General features: G+C 36.5%; 13 protein-coding genes. 8 read left to right on the forward strand and 5 right to left on the reverse strand.

What is annotated here, in order from left to right; genetic code table 11:
* Nucleotides 1–660: 660 nt before the first annotated feature.
* Together K5X82_00175 and K5X82_00180 are read right to left on the reverse strand one after the other, a co-directional pair.
* Nucleotides 661–2088 carry an IS66 family transposase gene (locus tag K5X82_00175; protein ID QZT37325.1) on the reverse strand — a complete coding sequence of 476 codons (1428 nt, stop codon included), beginning with the start codon at nt 2086–2088 and terminating at the stop codon, nt 661–663.
* 95 nt (nt 2089–2183) lie between these two features.
* Complete coding sequence (locus K5X82_00180; GenBank protein ID QZT37326.1) at nt 2184–4067, reverse strand: hypothetical protein; 1884 nt, start codon at nt 4065–4067, stop codon at nt 2184–2186.
* Between the two features lie 736 nt (nt 4068–4803).
* Between K5X82_00180 and K5X82_00185 the strand changes: the two genes are divergently transcribed.
* A complete protein-coding gene (locus tag K5X82_00185) occupies nt 4804–5460 on the forward strand; it encodes a PorT family protein (protein ID QZT37327.1) in 657 nt (218 codons plus the stop codon).
* A gap of 119 nt (nt 5461–5579) precedes the next feature.
* Here K5X82_00185 and K5X82_00190 read toward each other — a convergent pair whose 3' ends face one another.
* Complete coding sequence (locus K5X82_00190) at nt 5580–7583, reverse strand: DUF3857 domain-containing protein (GenBank protein ID QZT37328.1); 2004 nt, start codon at nt 7581–7583, stop codon at nt 5580–5582.
* 475 nt (nt 7584–8058) lie between these two features.
* Here K5X82_00190 and K5X82_00195 point away from each other — a divergent pair, with 475 nt between their 5' ends.
* The 6 genes from K5X82_00195 to K5X82_00220 all read left to right on the forward strand — a co-directional run bounded on the left by K5X82_00195 (nt 8059) and on the right by K5X82_00220 (nt 16328).
* Nucleotides 8059–9048: a GntR family transcriptional regulator gene (locus tag K5X82_00195; protein ID QZT37329.1), complete on the forward strand. Its 990-nt coding sequence runs from the start codon at nt 8059–8061 to the stop codon at nt 9046–9048.
* 69 nt (nt 9049–9117) lie between these two features.
* Nucleotides 9118–10605 (forward strand): carbohydrate kinase, encoded by a 1488-nt coding sequence (locus K5X82_00200; GenBank protein QZT37330.1) that lies wholly within the window; start codon nt 9118–9120, stop codon nt 10603–10605.
* Between the two features lie 12 nt (nt 10606–10617).
* Nucleotides 10618–11934, forward strand: coding sequence for a xylose isomerase (gene xylA, locus K5X82_00205; protein QZT37331.1), 1317 nt, complete (start codon nt 10618–10620; stop codon nt 11932–11934).
* Nucleotides 11935–12119: 185 nt separating this feature from the next.
* The gene (xylE, locus tag K5X82_00210; GenBank protein ID QZT37332.1) at nt 12120–13502 is read left to right on the forward strand and encodes a D-xylose transporter XylE; all 1383 of its coding nucleotides are present in this window, start codon (nt 12120–12122) and stop codon (nt 13500–13502) included.
* Nucleotides 13503–13907: 405 nt separating this feature from the next.
* Nucleotides 13908–15116: a hypothetical protein gene (locus tag K5X82_00215; GenBank protein QZT37333.1), complete on the forward strand. Its 1209-nt coding sequence runs from the start codon at nt 13908–13910 to the stop codon at nt 15114–15116.
* Between the two features lie 462 nt (nt 15117–15578).
* Entirely contained in the window at nt 15579–16328 is a 750-nt protein-coding gene (locus K5X82_00220; GenBank protein QZT39062.1) for an SDR family NAD(P)-dependent oxidoreductase, read from the forward strand.
* A gap of 80 nt (nt 16329–16408) precedes the next feature.
* Here the strand turns inward: K5X82_00220 and rmuC are convergent, their stop codons facing one another.
* The gene (gene rmuC, locus K5X82_00225; protein QZT37334.1) at nt 16409–17836 is read right to left on the reverse strand and encodes a DNA recombination protein RmuC; all 1428 of its coding nucleotides are present in this window, start codon (nt 17834–17836) and stop codon (nt 16409–16411) included.
* A gap of 18 nt (nt 17837–17854) precedes the next feature.
* The gene (locus tag K5X82_00230) at nt 17855–18529 is read right to left on the reverse strand and encodes a sel1 repeat family protein (GenBank protein ID QZT37335.1); all 675 of its coding nucleotides are present in this window, start codon (nt 18527–18529) and stop codon (nt 17855–17857) included.
* A gap of 324 nt (nt 18530–18853) precedes the next feature.
* Here K5X82_00230 and K5X82_00235 point away from each other — a divergent pair, with 324 nt between their 5' ends.
* Nucleotides 18854–19663 (forward strand): glycoside hydrolase family 16 protein, encoded by an 810-nt coding sequence (locus tag K5X82_00235; GenBank protein QZT37336.1) that lies wholly within the window; start codon nt 18854–18856, stop codon nt 19661–19663.
* The last annotated feature ends 48 nt before the right edge of the window (nt 19664–19711 follow it).

The following is a 19711-nucleotide window of genomic DNA, read 5'->3' on the forward strand; positions in this document are numbered from 1 at the left end:
TTTGCTGTAGACATATATTCGTTTTGTGTATCAAATATATGCTGTATGTCCTCTATCGTTATCATTATTATAGATATTATGGTGCCGAATTAAGTTGCTCCATTTTTAAGAGTCTTGATGGTTGTCGTTAGCTGCAATATATTTCACCTCTAGATCTTCATAGTTTGTATCTTCAGGATAACCATTATGTTTAAGCCAAGCTGCGACATAAATTTGTTGTCTTTCCTTGCTAAGGGTGGATCTGAGTGTGTTAAGTGGAATATGAATTTTGTGTGTAGATAACTTTGTAATATCAAATCTCTGTGAGCTATTTGTAGTTTCTAAAAATAATGTGATAAAATCATCATTAGAATATTGATCATTTATGGAAGAATAAATGATACTATTAGCGATTGTTTTCTCCTGAACTCGGTCCTTGCTACGTTCGTTATTGTAATGGTGTTCAGGTTCATATGGGTATTTCTCATTGTATGGTACAATTAACGTCTTAATAAGCTCATTTGTAATTTCAGTTTTTTGTTTTTTTATCGAGTCAAAAAGAATATCGATATATTTATCTGTTAGCTCATTGCTGTTGAATTGTAACTACTCAGGTAGTATTATAGTTTAGTCTTTATTAAATTTAAAATAATGGTTCAAAAAGATATACTCCAAAGTTGTCTATTCCCAGCTTACAGCAACATTATTGCATGATAGCCAATATGCGATCATGTTTAGAACACTCTTTCCTTGTTTCTTTAATGTGTCGGTTATAGATCGCAACATGGCATACCTCTGCGCCCCTTCTTCTGTTCGATATCCCTTAGACACATTCTGTTTTACCTTGATATTACGCATTGCTCTTTCCGAAGCATTATTATCAAACGGGACTTCATAATGATTTAAGAAAGTAAATACACTATCTATTTTTTTCATTAATCGTTTCCGTAATGTTCTGATTTCATCGAGTTGATTATCGTAGGTCTCGATCTTCAGGAGTTCTATTAATCTGGTTTTAAATGAAGCATTTTTGTCTAGAGGGAAATCGCTCTCTTCAGATTCCCGTTTTAATTTCATCGATGCAGTAAAAAGGTCTAAAATATCTTGTGCCCAGTTGTTGGTGGTCTGTTCTTTGATATAGATCAATTCACGCTGTAAATGTGCTAAGCATAGCTGATAATGTTTGGCTGGAGTTTTCAGTTGTGAAGCATAACAGTCACTTACTAAAGTAGCGTTAGTAAATCCATCTTTGAAATTTTCTACCACAACTTTATAACCTCTAGATCTGTGAGCTGTAATAAAAGTTAGTTCATAATTTTGCCAAACCCACATCCATCCTTTACTGCCATCTATTTTACAACCTGTTTCATCAGATCCAACTATATTGGCATCTTCAATAGATTGACGTAGTGATTCATATAGAGGAGTGAATACCTTTTCTGCATGTTTTAAAATATTGTCAATAGTTCCATCTCCTATTTTATATGAAGTCAGCTCTTCTACTAGCGTACTAATACGATTTAAAGGGATATAGTGCTCTATATGCAGACTAAGAATTAGCGAACGTATGTTGGGACCATATTGAACTGGTGCATTAACATTGGATGGCATAGCTCCTTTATGGATTTGTCCACAACTGCATCTATTCTCATAAAGACGATGCTCAATACATATAGGTTCAATAACAGGGGGGATATCAAAAACTTGACGCTTGCATAGCAACTTAGCATCCTCAGGATTCAATCTATTTCCACAACTACACTTACCTAAAGGATGATGAGATTCGATATCGGTCGGTGTCGTATCTTGAAATAAAGTCATGCCTTTATGACCAACTTGACCTCCTGATCTTTTATTGGATTTCTTGCGAAGAGATTGATTCTTCTTTACTGTCGATAAATCTCTAGATGGAGGAAAACTGCTATTACCACTATTTTTCTTACTACGTGATAGTTGATCTTCAAGAGTCTTAACCTTAGCATGAAGCATCGCATTTTCTTCTGATAAAGCTCTTACCTCCGACATAACAATGTCTAGCTTTGCCAGTAAAGATTGTACTTGCTCTTTTAATGCCTTGTTTTCTTTTTCTAAACGATCAACTTTATTCATGCCTGCAAAGATCTATTCATATGGTCAAAATAGAAAAGATAACAACTAAAAGTAATCAACAAATACATTGTTATCTATCAACATTGTACATTAAATCAACGTGTTTGAAGTTTTTGTCGGTTAAAACCTATCTGAAGAACCTGAGTAGTTACGTTGAATTTGTAACGTAAAGATTCGTATGAATGTATAAATTCATAAATAATAGTCAAAGGATTTATGGTGTAATAATCCTTATTATTGTCATCGTAAGATAATAGAGAATAGTTTAGTAAGTTTAATGGATTGGACACTTTATTCTTGTTGATAAATTCCATAACATCTATCGGAGAATCTAACCTGTAATCAATAGGGATATCGTAATTTGTATTTTGGAGCTGAACAAACAATTGGTCATTTTTAGTGAGTTCTGATGTTTTATTAGATAAATATAGATCGTAAAATTCATCCAAGTAACCATTTTTAATAATGGTAATAATAAAGTCTTTAAGTTTTGTTGTTGTTATTTTATTATTGGGAATGTATTTAGAAAGTCTCTCATGATTGTAATATCCATTCTTGATTAATTCATGGAGTGTCATAGATCCCTTTATGTCATCCATCGATATAAATGCTTCCTCTGAGTTGAGGTGTTGGAAGTCGTTATCTGAGCTGAGATCTTTTAACACTTTAGTAGCTCCCTCTTTAAGTTTGTTTTTAGTTTCGACAAATATCGATTGAAGTAAACCATCTTTCTTGTTTCTGTTGTAGAAGTGTTCTGGGAAGAATATTTTAAGAGTGATAAGAGTGAAAATTTTCTCAGACAACTCCACTTTACCTATATGATTTTCTATTGAAGTATTAAGAAAGAAAAGCTTTTGATAGATTGCATATTCGTTACATATGTTCTTAAGTAATCGAATATCTTCGATAAAGGGTGCAATCTTTGATATAAACTTACTAGATAAGGATTCTTTTAATTCAATGTTAAACTTATTTAATTCGTTATATACCATATCTACCTTGTTTATATGTGAAATGATGGGGTATAAAGGCATGATTAGGTCAAAGAACTTGGTTCGTTCTTCGGATTCAGGAATGATATTGTCATTAAGGGCATACATAAACATTACCTTCTTACCTTCATTTTTGATTTCGTGGCTTCGGTTGATGGTTTCGTTTAGTTCGCGGAGTTTGGTAAAGATATCCATGGCATTAGATAGACGATCGATGTCTTCGAAGACTACCACATCTAGGTCTGCATTATGGAATAGAACAAGTATGTCGTGGATATTTTCGTTGATGATGGAGCCTGATACTTGATGTTCGGACTGAATCTTTCCTAGTTTGAGTTCTAACTTCTTCCAATGTCCTTTGTAGATGCCGATATAGATCATTTCAAAAAGATAATAGAATGAGCAAAGAATGATTAAGAACGGAAAAAGGATGAATGATGCTTTTATTCCTGCATAAAGTAGTGTTTTGAGGATTGGAATATTGACCATAATGGATAGTAGTCCAGCAAATGATAGGACCTCCATTGTGTATGTGAAAATCTGAATAGATTTTTTTTGTCTATTTGACCACTTTTTTGTGATATAACGATGGGATTTTCGTCCTATTGTAATAAGGGAAAGAATAAATATTAGTACAAGACTCCAAACGGCTATAGCACCGAAACGATTATCATCTGTAATATCTAGTTTTGTCGAAATGTATCCTAAGTACTTAGTTAGATTACCCTTTTGTGCTAATGAGAATATTGAAATGAGTGAGCATATGATGACAAAGAATTTTATCCATTTGCTGATGTTGCTGATTTTGGTTTTGCGCAGGAAGCGACTAAAGCGTATATTTTCTTCGGGGATTTGATAGAAGAGTTGTTGGAGGATACTTGCTTCTAGTTCAGCTGTAGATGGGGTTTTTACAGGGCTTTCACCTTCTTTGGGGATGTCATCGGTTTTTTCTGTGGATTTGGTGTGGGGAGGGCAGAAGCTGGCCAAAGAGACGATGGCATGTTTGTAGTTGCTGTCTTCCGTGGGATAGTGGTGGAAGAAGCTATGGATTATGGTGCTTTTTCCTGTTCCTTAGGCGCCAGTAATGGCAAAGTTACGAACTTGAGGGTTGTCGATAGCTCCTTTGATGGCATCGAAATATATCTGATTCTCCTCTTTCTCTTTCCCTTTGAGGATATGTGGTGTTAATGGTTGCAGCATGGTTTGTCGGTTTGCTTTCATGTTCGGCTATAAAAGTAATGAAAAAGTGTTAAACGGATGTGCTGTTTGGGTAAGGAGTCCTGTTAAAGTGGCGTGTTTGGTGTGACAGCTTTTCAATAGTTCTACCTATCAATATAATCTTTGGGATCTCTTTTAGTGATGTCAATGGATCATTTTTGATTATACTACAATAATAACTATAACATAAAGGTCATTCCATTAGGGGTTCACCCTAGGCTATAAAGTGTGGCACTTTCAGTGTGTGTTGTCGTAATATAGGTTCAAAACAATGGGAATGAATCGTTTTACCACGTTGTGAGGCTATTTTGTTAATTGAGCTTTTTTATGTATTAGTTTTACTGTTGTTTGTGTCTATGAATGTAGTGCCTATCTTATTGTTAAACAGATGTATAAGTTAATGATAATACTTCTTATAACAAATGATATTTGATACCCTTTTATTATAATTCACCTACTATATTTGGTGAAGTACATAACTTACAATATAAAATCAACAGTAATTATGAAAAAAATCAGTTTATTCCTTACGGTACTATGTTTAGTGATGTTATCAAATCTAGCACAAGCACAAGATTATAATGGATTTGGATTTAAAGCAGGTTTAAATTTTAATAATATCAAGTATGAAGGTGATTCTGATATGAAACTAGGGTTTCATATTGGTGGATATTACACTTTTGAAGTGGAATCATTTAGATTTCAACCAGGATTATCTTTTGTTCAACGAGGAGCAAAAGGTTCTGTTACTACGGTTTATACGACTACCGATGTAGGTGGGAATCGTATATCAACGAGAGAAGTGGAAAGCGGTGATGTAGATATGATTCTGAATTATTTGGAGATCCCTGTAAATATTAGCTACAAAGTTCTTGATTTTAATCAAGGAAATAGTGCATTGAGTATATTTGTCGAGCCGTCTTTAGGTTTCTGTCTTTCAGGTAAACTAAAATATGAGGATAGTTCAGATGACTTTGAAATAGGTTCAGATGATACGGATGATATAAAGACAATTAATTTTGGGATCAAGCTTGGTGCAAGTGTTCAGGTTGGTAAATTTGAACCATATATTGGTTATGATTTAGGATTAAATGACATTACTCCTGCATCACAAGACATGATGAACAGAGGGTTTTATCTAGGAGTTGCGTATAATTTATAATGGTCCATCAAAAACAATACGACATATTTTAAAAGGAGACTTATTAAGAGTCTCCTTTTTTTCTAACAAAATATCTTCACAAGACCTTATAGCTCCTTTTGTTATTTATATTGAATGGGTTAAGCTTCAGGTGTTGGTTTGCTAAAACCGATACTCTCTTTCTGTTTGTCTACTACTTTTTGATAGAACTCTTTAAATTCTGTATAGTATGTTGATGGGATGGTTGTGGCATTGATTGTAAACACGGACTCTATCTTTAATACTTCGTTAAGTTGTGTTATTTTGTAGCTGTAGGAGCCAATATGTTCTGATAGTTCTAATTCGAGGTTTTCTGGTAAACTGATAACTTTAGATCCTGAGGGAATGGGTATGGTGACATTATATCTCTCTATTTGGGGGTAGATGTAATCAATAGGATAGAATCTCTCTTCAGATTTAAATGGATTGTGGTCTTTATTGAAGCATATAAGTGGATTTACATAGATGTTATTATTAACCTCGGAGTGGAGTTTGTTGCTGTGGAATTGAAATATCTCTTTTGAAATATTAAGGTTGACCAATTTTTGTTTTTTGTGACGATCTATAGATATAGGATATTGTTGTTCAATATCTTCGATGATTTTATCTTCACTTTTTAGATGGTTCTCTTCATTGTATCTCTTTGCTTTGTGGTTGGTTAATGTATGATATGATATTCCTTTTATCTCTCCTTCATGGCTTATATCCAACGAGATATTTGTGATGGTCTTGGCATACGTCTTGGGTGTGAGATTGATCCATCGGGATTTTTCTTTGGAGATGATTTCGCGTCCTTCCCAGTTGATGGCTCTGAAAGGTAGAATGTTTGGTGTGGCGAAGCTATCTGTCGCATCCAATAGAATCTGTTTATCTTTAAGGTGAACGACACTAATCACGTAGTTGAAGCCTTTGAGTGTTGGGAATGTTGGAATACCATGGGGGCGCGTACTTACCAAAACAGGGTTGGCATCAAGTCCTGCATCACGGAGCATGGCAGTGAGGATCATATTGATGTCTGCACAATTTCCTTCATGTTCTTTATATGCTTTTCGTACCCCTTCATCAGAATAGATGCCGACATACTCATTCCAGCTAATTTGTTGTTGGATGAATTTATAGATAGCATTCATCTTGTCTTCATCCGTTGTACAGTTGGCGATGACTTTTTCTAGATCCTCTTTGTAGTAGCTTCCTTTTTTTATTTGACTACCAAACGAACTGTGTTTAGATATCGTTTTTGATACGTTCTCCCATGTGGTTGTGTAGTCTTTAAAACGATATTTGTTACTGTATATTCGAGCTAGCTCGAACTCTATTCCTGGTCGATAAATTTCAACGGAGTAGATATGTGGTTCTCTGGTGTTGAATGCTGGTATGTTTTTATCTTCAAAGGTGTAGACGTTATTTATTAATCTTCGAATTATAGGATTTAAAGGGTTACCAATATCTTCGGAACTTACCTCTACCTTTTTTTCTTTCATCGGTATTTTATATTCCCCCTTGCTCTTTATGATATAGATGATATAATCTGGAATTTCAATTGTAGTATGAAATGCTTTTATTGGATAGTCTTCTTGGAAGGAGATGAAATCAATAGCTAATAGCTCTGACTCCACGGTATATTTGAGATCTATAATAGCCCCTTTGTTGACTTTAGGGAAAGCTATTTTTGTCTCTTTGTAGTATCTGTTTTTGCGTGTCTCAAAAATATTTTCTGTCTCAAGTTTTTGCTTTTTTAAGTTGCCATTATCTAGATAATAGGTGTGACCTTCAATATCTTTTATTGTCTCTTTTTTACCCTCTTTGGGATGATAGTATTTGATAACAATGGTTCCTAAATCGACTTCTTCTTGTCTATATATTTTAATCCTCTTATGGACATGTTTCATTAATATATACCCTTTTTCATCGTCTTCCTTTAATGTGTATTTAATACTTTTTATTAAATAGGCTGCTTTTGCTGTGGTGTCTATTGGGCAGCTCTTCTCTTTTATCTCATTGAGTGTGATGTCGCAACGAAGCTCATTGATTGTTTCTTCCTGTCCGTAGGAGGGAGATGTGATAAAAAGTAAAAGAATAAAAAGAGTGTAATATAAATTCTTCATAGGATTGATGTCAATATTAAATGAGTGGTAATAGGGGTTAAATATAGTAATTATAATAGTTATGCCTTGCCAAATACGTTCTAGTGGCTTGGAGGGATAGAGAATAATTGTAAAAAGAGTTTCTGGGGATTGTGTCTTGTTATTTATTAGCGCATGTTGTGATAACATGGATTTGATACAAAGGAGCTCTCTCTTTATGTTAATAACCTTGTAGTTTAATGATAATGGATCTTTACATAAACTAGAAGGTGGAGTCACTAGGCTAATGCATGGTTGTTATATGAATTTTACTTATTGGTGTTACGTCGTCAATAAATATCCCCTTAGAGAAAAGTGAAGTGGTCATTTCTTGTTTACGTGAACAATATATCTTCGCAAATTTTACAGCTCATTTTAAAATGCAATTGTTATTATTCGTTGCTATGGTTTTTTTATCATATATTTGGCCTTGATCAGAACAGAACAATATGGGCTTATGATAAAATTTACTATTGACTCCGAAGGGGGAGTGCCAAAGTTTCAACAAATTGTAGCAGAAGTAATCGAACGTATTTCTGATGGAACTTTGGAACGAGGAGCACGGTTGCCTTCAGTAAATGAGGTGTGTCGAGCGAATGGGCTTTCAAGAGATACAGTATTCAAAGCGTATCGTAGTTTGAAAGAGCAGGGGATCATCGATTCCGTTCCTAATAAAGGGTATTTCATTGCAAGAGAAGAGAAGCGTGTCTTGTTGTTCTTGGATACTTTAAAGGCTTATAAAGAGGTTTTGTATGATTCGTTTCTAAAGTCACTGCGAGATGATGTGATGGTTGATGTTCATTTTCATCATTACAATGTAGAGCTGTTTGATAAGTTTCTTCGAGAGAATGTGGGGAAATATCATCGCTTTATTGTAATGCCTTTTGATGATCAACGTGCTGTGGATGCAATGGATATTCTACCAAAGGATCGTACGTTGGTTGTGGATTGGAAGATTGGAATACCTGGTTTTAAGAATTATCTATATCAGGATTTTAGAACACCCGTTTATCTTGGGTTAGAGAAAGTTGAGGGTGCTATGGATCGTTATGATGAGCTTGTGATGGTCTATCCAAATTATACAAATCATCCATACGAAACAGTACAAGCATTTGAATCGTTTTGTATGGATAAAAAGAAAACGTTTACGATACTAAAAACTGTCGATACTCTAGAGGTGAAGAAAGGAGTATGTTACTTCTCTGTGAGTGATCGTATGTTGGGACGTATTATTGAGCAGTGTAAATCGAATAGTTATGTTTTGGGAGAGGACGTAGGGATTCTTTCATATAATGAAACGCCGATGAAGAAGTTTGTGGATAGAGGAATCTCCGTTATCTCGACCGATTTCGAAGAGCTTGGAGTCCTTGCTGCAAGGTTTGCAAACGATGGTGAAGCCATTGATTATTGCGTTCCTACAAAAGTTTTTTTAAGAGAGTCTTTGTAGGTGTAGCTATTTTTTTTAGTTTTGTACATAACAGAACAGAATACTAATTTACTGAATTAAACCAATACGATGTATACATTAGGATTTGATATAGGAAGTTCTTCCGTTAAAGTGTCTCTGCTCGATGTAGCAGAAGGATCACTTGTAGGTAGTTCTTTTTCTCCAAAACAGGAGATGACAATTGAGAGTGGCGCTGCCTCATGGGCAGAGCAAGACCCTATGGAGTGGTGGAAACATTTACAGATTGCTTTGGATGAAGTTTTATCGCAAAGTCCTCAATGTAGGGAGAAGATACAATCTATCGGAATTTCATATCAAATGCATGGATTGGTATTGGTCGATTCGGATCAGAAGCTATTACGTCCATCGATTATATGGTGTGATAGTCGTGCTGTTGAGATTGGGCGTCAGGCACAGGAGGATCTTGGTAAAGATTACTGTTTGTCTCATCTGCTTAACTCTCCGGGTAATTTTACCGCTTCCAAGTTAAAGTGGGTAAAAGATAATGAACCATCTATTTACGAGAAGATAGATAAGTTTATGTTGCCAGGAGATTTCATCGCGATGATGATCACTGGTAAGATAAATACAACAGTAGGAGGATTGTCTGAAGGTATTTTCTGGGATTTCCCTGATCATGAAGTGTCACGACCTCTATTAGCGTATTACGGTTTTACGGAGGAGATGGTTCCTGATATTGAAGATACTTTCACTAATCAAGGTCAGATAAAACCAGCTTTGGCAGCACAGTGGGGCTTGCCTGAGGATGTTGTGGTGTCATATCGCGCAGGTGATCAGCCTAATAATGCCTTAAGTTTAAATGTTTTAGAGCCTGGTGAAGTAGCAGCAACTGCTGGAACTTCAGGAGTGGTTTATGGTATAAGTGACCGTTTTCAATATGATAATGCGTCGCGTATTAACAGTTTTGCTCATGTGAATCATCAAAAAGATGCCGCAAGAGTAGGGGTGTTGCTCTGTATAAATGGAACAGGGATATTAAATGCTTGGCTTCGTCGTAATGTCGGTTCAAATCTGTCGTATGATGAGCTGAATCGATTGGCCGAAGCCGTTCCTTGTGGATCTGAAGGTCTTCGTGTTTATCCTTTTGGGAATGGAGCGGAGAGGGTCCTAGAGAATCGTAATGTAGGAGCATCCATTGAAAATCTGCATTTCAATTTACATGGTCAAGGTCATATGATCCGTGCTGCACATGAAGCTATTGCTTATAGTTTCTATTATGGTATGGAGGTGATGCAAGAGGCGGGTATTGATACAAAAGTGATTCGTGCAGGATATGCGAATATGTTTTTGAGCCCAATTTTTAGAGAGACATTGAGTGATGTTGCAGGAGCGAATATCGAGTTGTATGAAACCGATGGTGCTTTAGGTGCAGCAAGAGCCGCAGCTTATGGGTCAGGATGTTATTTTACATTGAAAGAGGCTTGTGGCAAGGTGGCTAAAATTGAAACAATTGAGCCTAATGAGCAGAGACAAGAGATGGTCAGAGCTAATTATAAGGTTTGGAAGAGAGAATTAGAGAAAAAAATTAACCAATAAAATAGTACAATCATGACAGTAGAAAATAAGTATTTCAAAGGTATCGATAAAGTTGCTTACGAAGGACGCGATTCAAAGAATCCATTTGCATTCCGTTGGTATGATGAAAATCGTATGGTGGGTGGTAAGACCATGAAAGAGCATTTGCGTTTTGCAGTTGCTTATTGGCATGCATTCTGTGGCGAAGGTGGCGATCCATTTGGAGGTGGAACAAGATTGATGCCTTGGGATAAAGGATCAAATGCTTTAGATCAAGCGAAATATCGTTTAGATGCAGCTTTTGAGTTTTTTACAAAGATAGGTGCTCCTTATTACTGTTTCCATGATATTGATGTGGTTGGTGATGGTTCTGTATTTGAGATAGAGAAGCGTTTAGAGCAAATTGTACCTATTGCAAAACAGTATCAAGATGAGACTGGAATGAAACTTCTTTGGGGAACTTCTAATGTGTTCTCTAATCCAAGATATATGAATGGTGCTGCAACTAACCCTGATTTTAATGTGGTAGCACATGCTGGAACGCAGGTGAAGAATGCTATTGATGCAACGATTGCTTTAGGTGGTGAGAACTACGTTTTCTGGGGTGGTCGTGAAGGATATATGTCTTTGCTTAATACAGATATGAAAGCGGAGAAAGAGCATTTGGCACGTTTCTTAACTATGGCAAGAGATTATGGTAGACAACAAGGGTTCACTGGAAACTTCTTTATTGAGCCTAAGCCAATGGAGCCTACAAAACATCAGTATGACGTAGATTCGGAGACAGTTATTGGATTCTTACGTGCACATGGTTTAGATAAAGATTTCAAATTGAATATCGAGGTAAACCATGCTACTTTGGCACAACATACTTTTGAGCATGAACTACAGTGTGCTGCAGATGCAGGAATGCTAGGAAGTATCGATGCGAACAAAGGAGACTACCAAAATGGATGGGATACTGATGAGTTCCCAACAAGTGTATATGAGACGACCCAAGCGATGATGGTGATTCTTCAAGCGGGAGGTTTCCAAGGTGGTGGGATTAACTTTGATGCGAAATTGAGACGTAACTCGACTGATGTTGATGATCTATTTATTGCTCATGTTTCGGGTATGGATACTTTCGCACGTTCACTATTGGTGGCTAACGAGATATTGACAAACAGTGATTACTCTGCAAAAAAAGCAGCACGTTATGCCTCTTTCGATGCAGGTTCAGGTGCTGACTTTGCAAACGGTAAATTGGCATTAGAGGATCTTAGGGCTATCGCAGAAGCTTCAGGAGAACCAAAAATGACTAGTGGAAAGCAAGAATGGTATGAACAATTGATAAATATGTTTATTTAACAAAAAAAGTTGCTTATATTTGAAGCATACACAACACAACACTGTTTGGATACTTTGGCTGTCATTTAATGGCGGCTAAAGTATCTTTTAGGACAGGACCATTAGAGAGATTATTCTTGATCTAAGAATGTCTTTTCTTAATAAACCTTTATAACTACACTATCAACACACTAATACCATAACATATGAAACAGCACAATATGGGGTATGTCACCCTACTGACTCTAGTAGCTACGCTGGGTGGACTTCTATTTGGTTATGATACAGCCGTGATATCTGGGGCTGAAAAATCGATACAAGCTTTTTTGATTACACCATTGAATTTAGGGACTTTTGCTCATGGTGCTACCGTTTCGAGTGCGCTAATTGGGTGTATTATCGGTGGCCTTTTGTCTGGAGTGTTTGCATCTAAGTTTGGTCGTAGAAAAACTTTAATGCTAGCAGCCGTACTATTTTTTATCTCTGCTTTGGGATCAGGTCAACCTGAGTTCTTCTTCTTCGAAAAAGGAAAAACGACCATGTCGTTGCTTTATATGTTTAATTTTTATCGTGTTATTGGTGGTATTGGAGTTGGTTTAGCAAGTGCTGTAAGTCCAATGTACATCAGTGAGATTGCTCCATCAGAGATACGTGGGCGTCTTATCTCATGCAACCAATTTGCCATTATCTTTGGTATGTTGGTGGTGTATTTTGTGAATTGGTTTATTGCCAAAGGACAGAGTGTCGCGTGGATTGATCAAGTGGGATGGAGATATATGTTTATGTCAGAGGCTATTCCTGCTACTCTTTTTGGAGTTTTATTATGTTTTGTTCCTGAAACACCACGTTATCTAGCGATGAAAGGAGATGACAAACAGGCATTGTCTATCTTAGAGCGTATTAATGGAAAAGAGCGTGCTGCATCTATCATGAGTGCTATTGCAAAGACGGTGGATCATAAGGGAGGAAGTATCTGGTCGTATGGTAAGAAGATAATTATCATTGGGGTTCTTCTTTCTGTTTTCCAACAGTTTGTAGGAATTAATGTGGCACTATATTATGCACCACGTATTTTTGAAAGCATGGGGGCAGCTAAAGATGCTTCTATGTTACAAACCATTGTAATGGGATTGATCAATGTCGTGTTTACTGTTGTTGCAATTATGACTGTGGATAAATGGGGACGTAAGCCTCTATTGATTGTTGGGTCTATCGGTATGGCAATAGGTATGTTTGCGATTGGTTATCTTTCGTTTCAACATATCATTGGAATGACCACTTTGGTATTCATTATTATCTATACTGCATCATTTATGATGAGTTGGGGACCTATTTGTTGGGTGCTTATTGGAGAGATTTTCCCAAATAAAATTAGAGGTAAGGCGATTGCCGTGGCTGTTGCCGCACAGTGGGCAGCTAACTATTTTATCTCATCTACTTATCCAGCGATGATGGAGTGTAGTGGAGGAGGTACTTACTGTTTTTATGGAGTCATGAGTGTTCTGTCTGCAATCTTTATCTGGAAGATGGTTCCTGAAACCAAAGGAAAGACACTTGAAGAGATGGATGAGGTTGTTCGAAATCTATAGTGTAAATATTTTCACCTTTTCGAGTGAATTTTAAGATGATTGTTTTGTATTGAACCACATCAAATAAACGCAGCCCCTGTAAGGTTAAATCTTTACGGGGGCTTTTTTTGTTTGCCATCCATTGATTAATTATCGATTGTATAGTCGTGGCTTTAACGGTGTATTTTGTGTTGGGGTATATTATGTGGATATTGAGATGAAGTGATTTTAAAATAGATCTTTTGTGAAAGAGTCCAACCGAAACGTATCTAAAATTGGGGGTGAAATGACTATATTTGTGTAAATGTTGGGATCGATTATGCGTAAAGGTATATAGATCAGATCTTAGCTAAATGGCAATACTTTTTTTCTTTTATTAAAGAGGATTATGTCTTGTCATATACAGTGCTAATTAATAAAATAGGAATGGGTATCTTTATATCATTTTTTGATAGTTGGATTGGTGGAATTGGGCTTATGATTGTGATGTCGATTGTAATCGCAAGAGCTTGTAATATTTTTGAGTTGGCAGCAGATTATCTAGGGCGTAATATGGCTGACGGTGTTAAGGGAGCTACTATTAATGCGATTGGGTCGTCTATGCCAGAGATGTTGACGACAATATTCTTTCTGGTTTTTTATGCCAACACAGATATTGCAGAAGGTTTTGCAGCATCTGTTGGAGGAGGTACTGGTTCTGCTATTTTTAATAGTGTATTTATTCCTATGCTAGTGGTGGGGATGGTGCTATTAACTGCCATTGGCGTATCAGGGGTAAGAGTGGCCAAAAAAGTGATCTTAAGAGATGGTCTATTTCTAATCGTTGCAGAATTGCTTCTGCTGGTATTGTTGTCAAGTGATTATATTACGATGTGGCATGGTTGGGTATTTACATTTTTTTATCTTATCTACATTCTCTATACGATGGTGACCATGACTAAAGATGGGGCAGGAGATGTGTCTTCGGATAAGATCGAAGAGAGTGATCAAGCTGTAAAGTGGTATGATAGATATCTATTTGGTCGTGCAGTTGGCCGAACTGCTAGGGCTTGGGTTTTATTATTAATGAGTACCGCATTCATAGCTATTGGTTCAGCAGGGTTGGTTAAAGGAACTGAGTTTATTGCCAACGATTGGAACATTAATCCTCTTTTTATTGCCTTTGTACTTGTGGCTGCTGCGAGTAGTGTTCCAGATACTATTATTTCATTAAAAGATGCTCGAAAAGGTAATTATGATGACTCCTTATCAAATGTGTTGGGCTCGAATATTTTTGATATCACGATAAGCATGGGGTTGCCTCTAGCTATTTTTTTGATGATCACTGGCGAACCAATATATTTTAAAGAGGCAGGTGCTACTTTGATTGATATTCGTATAATGCTTCTCATTGTTACTATTTTGGTATTCTATTTTAGTGAAGCGTTACGATGGAAACAAGTATTTGTTTTAGTCTTTATATACATCTTCTTTATTGTCTATTCACTGTCTGCAGGAGCCTATCTAGAGGGAGTTGAAAATTCGTTTTCTGAGTTTGCAGGTTCTTTTATTAAATTCCTTAATAAACCAGGTGGCGTCGCAGAGTATCTACGAGATATCGCGAATGCTTTGACTGGTAGTTGGTCTAGCTTATAGTTCCCAACAATTAACAACTGTCTTCGATTACAAATAAAGCATCATCTAACTAGTTGAACTGTTTTTATGTTATAGTGATTATCATTGAAAACCTTTAAGATTATATCGATAGGCATGTCCTATTCATAAGTCATCAATGTATTGGAATTGCATCAACTATGTACTGAAAGTGCTAAACTTTATATCCTAGGAATAGGTTATTCCCCTGTCAATAAAGGCTGTAAGCCTGTTCAAATGTCGCAATTCTAATTTCAGTGCATGTTCAATAACGTGGATTCGAAACAAAGGTGTAAATTCTTTAGACTAATAAACTGGAGGTTTAATATCAATGAATACTTAGATAAACTAGAAGGTTGTTTTACTTCAAGACATATATCTTGAAGTAAATTATTTTTGGTATCTTTAAGAGAGTCTATATTGAAAAAGTATTGGATTGATTTTTAATGGATTAATGGATTAATGATTATGAAGACCATATTGATAACAGGAGCTACGGCAGGCATAGGTGAGGCTTGTGCATTGCAATTTGGATTACAAGGTCATCGTTTAATATTGACAGGACGTCGTCAAGATCGTTTGGATCAAATGGTGAACAAACTCAGAGGAGAGGGGGTGCAGGTAACTTCTCTTTGCTTTGATGTGACTAAGAGACAAGAGGTGGATAAGGCGATAGCCTCACTGACTAAGACGTGGCGTGAAGTGGATGTCTTGATCAATAATGCAGGTTTGGCTGTTGGCTTGTCGTTAATACAGGATGGCGACGTAGATGATTGGGAGCGAATGATTGATACGAATATAAAGGGCTTGTTATATGTAACAAGAGCGATTGCTCCCAATATGGTAGAACGTAAAGAGGGACATATTATCAATGTTTCGTCTATTGCAGGTAAAGATGTATATAAATATGGTAACGTATACTGTGCGACCAAACATGCCGTCGATGCTTTGAGCAAGGCGATGCGTATTGATATGGTCGAGGATGGGATTAAAGTTACCAATATTGCTCCAGGAATGGTGGAGACGGAATTTTCTCTTGTTCGCTTCAAGGGCGATGCAGATAAGGCAGACAAAGTGTATCAGAAATTCACTCCACTTAATGCTGAAGATATTGCTGATGCGATTGTTTATGTCACCAACACACCGAAACATGTTTGTGTGAATGATATGGTGATTACTCCTACTGCACAAGCGAGTCTTGTTTATACAGCATAGTGAATATTGCTAGTCTTTGTTCTAGCTCTTGCCACCGAAAGAGATACTATAAGATAATATCTCTTTCGGTGTTGTGTTTTTTATGGTAATATTGGAGTCTCATCGTTGGTGTATTTTTCAGGGATCTGTTTCTTGTTTTTCACCCCTAGTTCTTTGAGTTTCTCAGCTTGTTTTACAAGGTTATCTTTTCCTGTATAAAGCTGCTTAAAAGCATCACCAAAACTTCCTTGTGCTTGGTTAAGACTTTTTTCTACTTTTTGTAGGTTCTCTACGAACCCCACAAATTTATCGTAAAGTTTACCTCCTCTTTCTGCTATCTCTAGAGCGTTTATATTTTGGTGCTCTCTCTTCCAAAGATCCGATACCAATTTGAGTGCTGTGATTAGATTGGTGGGGGAGAGAATAAGAACTCTTTTGTCATATGCAAATTGCCAAAGTTGAAGTTCATGTTTCATGGCAGCCATATAGGCCGGTTCATTAGGGATAAACATCATTACAAAATCTAATGCCTCTGGGTAATCGTCGTAAGATTTTTTACTTAGTGAAATCACATGTTGTTTGATTGCTGCTACATGTAAGTCTAATTCGTTCTGCTGTTGTTTGGGATCGTCTGTTTCACAGTATCTGATATAGGCGTTCAAGGATACTTTAGAGTCAACAATCACTTTTCGTTGGTCAGGATATACAATCACTGCATCAGGGCGCATAGAATTCCCCTGGTCGTTACGGAGTTTCTTCCCTTCGCTATCTCTAAGCACATGCTCCATAAAGTACTCTTGACCTTTGCGGAGGCCTGACTTTTCAAGGATAGATTCGAGAATCATCTCCCCCCAGTTTCCTTGAACTTTACTTTCGCCTTTAAGTGCATGGGTAAGGTTTTGTGCATCCAAGCTGATACGCTGGTTTAACTCCATTAATTTCTTTACCTCCTGTTCTAGGCTAAAACGCTGTTTAGACTCTTTATCATATACTTCCTCTACTTTCCCCTTAAAGAGGTCGATATGATCTCTTAGGGGCTTTAAAATAGCATCTAAAGAGGCTTTGTTGTTTGCAGCAAATCGTTCACTATTTGTCTCAAGTACTTTGTTGGCTAATAACTGAAACTCTTTCTCTAGTTGTACTTTGGTCACATTGATGCTCTCTCTCTCTTGTGCTACTTGTGTTTTCAAGTTGTCTTTCTCAAAGGAAATTTGTTGGTGTGATGCACGGAGTGTAATTAGTTCTTGTTCCTTTTTTTGAAGCTCCCCATTTTTGTGTGTACATTGATCATTAAGCAATTGATATTGCTCTGTCATATTTTGTTTTTCCGTTTGAAGACGGATTATTTGATCTCGTTGCTCTTGATGTGTCTGTTGTCCTTTTTTTAGTTGTGAATTTTCGTTGCGGAGAATCTCCATCTCTAACCTAACATCACTGTCTAGGTTTTCTGAAGTTCTGTTTCTTTTCTTTCCCCAAATGATATATACAAGGAGAATAAGAATTAGAGCAAGTAATATAGTTTCTAACATAAGATATGATCAAGAGAGTTAAAAATAGGTGACTTGTTGTGTGGTGTTTCTGTTTTTACGAATATTTAGAAGTAGCTGTTTCGCTTCGTTGCATCCATTCACCGCTGCTTTTTGTATATATCGACTTCCTGCGTTTGTGTCTTTTACCCCACAGGTTCCATAGTAATAACTATAGCCCAGATAGTAATCGAAGAAAGGGTCGTGTGGTGTTTGTAGGACTAATTCACGATATAATCTTAATGCCATCTCTTTGTTCATTTGCACTCCTTCTCCTTTTTGTAGTCGTAAACCAACAGAATAACGTGCTTGAGGTACTCCTGCTTCTGATGCCTTACGAAACCAATGAAATGCACGTTGTTCATTCTTCTTAACTCCTTCTCCTTTTAGGTATCTCAATGCCAATGAATATTGGGCTTGGGGATAGCCTTGTAAGGCTGAAGATTTAAAATATTGATAGGCTGTAGTATCGTTTTGTATTTTTCCTTCTCCCTTATAATAACAAAGTCCAAGGAGGTACATTGCACGTGGTTCTTGTTTTAATGCCGCTTTCTCGAGCCATGTAATGGCTTGATCTATGTCTTTGGGTATGGTGTCACCGACCATAAATGATTTACCTAAACGATATTGTGCTTGTAGGTTGCCAGCTTCAGCTTTGCCTAGCCAGTCGATAGATTGTGAGTGACAAGGTGTCATCCACAATATTGTATATAAGAAGAGGAGATATTTCATCAGAATCATATTAATTAACTTAATACAAATTTATTCATTTTGTTGATTGCTCCATGCTGTTTTCTTAAAATATGTTTGTTCAAATAAGAGATCATAGGAAAAGAAGATCATTTAGATGTTTAGAATCTGTTTTTTTGTAGGTGTCGAGTACAATGATCTCAGTATTGAACTCAAGTATTGTCCATTTATAGTCATGAAAATGGTATATTTTGTTATTGTTGATCTCTTCCGTTTTATCGCAGATTGATTTTATCTATTTTAATACAATATACCAAAATAGAAGATCCAATGAAGTGTTTTATGTTGTTTTTAGTTGTCCTACTTCAGTGTGTTGTGGGCTATTCTAATCCTTTAAAGAAGGATAAAAATATTGATGTCAGTGCCAAATGGAAGTTAGTATGGGAAGACGATTTTAACTCATCCAAATTAAATTCAGATAATTGGAACCTTGTTAAAAGGAAGAGATCAGATTGGGCAAAACATATGACAGATGATCCGAGGTGCTATGAAATCAAAGATGGATCATTAATACTAAAGGGAGTTGTCAATACTGATGTGAAAAAAGACTCTCGTGAGGTGCTTACTGCAGGTGTCCACTCTCGTAATAAGTTTTCGTTTCTGTATGGAAAGATTGAAGTTCGAGCAAAACTTGAGTATGCAAAAGGGGCATGGCCTGCTATATGGATGATGCCAGAAAAGAATAGCTATGGAGGATGGCCTCGAAGTGGTGAAATTGATATTATGGAGCATCTTAATTTTGATGATATTGTTTATCAGACAATTCATACAGAGTATGCCGATGTTAAAAAACAGAAGAAGTCACCACCAAACCATGGTACTGCAAAGGGGCATTTTGATCGATTTAATGTGTATGGTGTAGAGTGGTATCCAAACAAGTTGGTTTTTACATTAAATGGAAAAGAGACATTTGTCTATCCTAAATTGAAAGATGCGGATTCAGAACAATGGCCATTTGATCATCCATATTATATTATTTTAAGCCAGCAGTTAGGAGGAAAATGGGTGGGGAAAATAGATAGTGAAGATTTGCCAGTTCAAATGTATGTTGACTATGTTAAGGTTTATCAATTGAAGTAGATCAATTTTCTGTAATTCATAGCTATAGACTGTGGGTGATAATGTTCA

Source organism: Prolixibacteraceae bacterium (genome assembly GCA_019856515.1).
Classification (GTDB): domain Bacteria; phylum Bacteroidota; class Bacteroidia; order Bacteroidales; family Prolixibacteraceae; genus Halosquirtibacter; species Halosquirtibacter xylanolyticus.

What these genes read in the sequence shown, in the direction of transcription:
- K5X82_00175 (QZT37325.1), bottom strand. Translation starts at nt 2,088, where the DNA reads ATGAATAAAGTTGATCGTTTAGAAAAAGAAAACAAGGCATTAAAAGAG.
- K5X82_00185 (QZT37327.1), top strand. Translation starts at nt 4,804, where the DNA reads ATGAAAAAAATCAGTTTATTCCTTACGGTACTATGTTTAGTGATGTTA.
- K5X82_00190 (QZT37328.1), bottom strand. Translation starts at nt 7,583, where the DNA reads ATGAAGAATTTATATTACACTCTTTTTATTCTTTTACTTTTTATCACA.
- K5X82_00195 (QZT37329.1), top strand. Translation starts at nt 8,059, where the DNA reads ATGATAAAATTTACTATTGACTCCGAAGGGGGAGTGCCAAAGTTTCAA.
- K5X82_00200 (QZT37330.1), top strand. Translation starts at nt 9,118, where the DNA reads ATGTATACATTAGGATTTGATATAGGAAGTTCTTCCGTTAAAGTGTCT.
- xylA (QZT37331.1), top strand. Translation starts at nt 10,618, where the DNA reads ATGACAGTAGAAAATAAGTATTTCAAAGGTATCGATAAAGTTGCTTAC.
- xylE (QZT37332.1), top strand. Translation starts at nt 12,120, where the DNA reads ATGAAACAGCACAATATGGGGTATGTCACCCTACTGACTCTAGTAGCT.
- K5X82_00215 (QZT37333.1), top strand. Translation starts at nt 13,908, where the DNA reads ATGGGTATCTTTATATCATTTTTTGATAGTTGGATTGGTGGAATTGGG.
- rmuC (QZT37334.1), bottom strand. Translation starts at nt 17,836, where the DNA reads ATGTTAGAAACTATATTACTTGCTCTAATTCTTATTCTCCTTGTATAT.
- K5X82_00230 (QZT37335.1), bottom strand. Translation starts at nt 18,529, where the DNA reads ATGACACCTTGTCACTCACAATCTATCGACTGGCTAGGCAAAGCTGAA.
- K5X82_00235 (QZT37336.1), top strand. Translation starts at nt 18,854, where the DNA reads ATGAAGTGTTTTATGTTGTTTTTAGTTGTCCTACTTCAGTGTGTTGTG.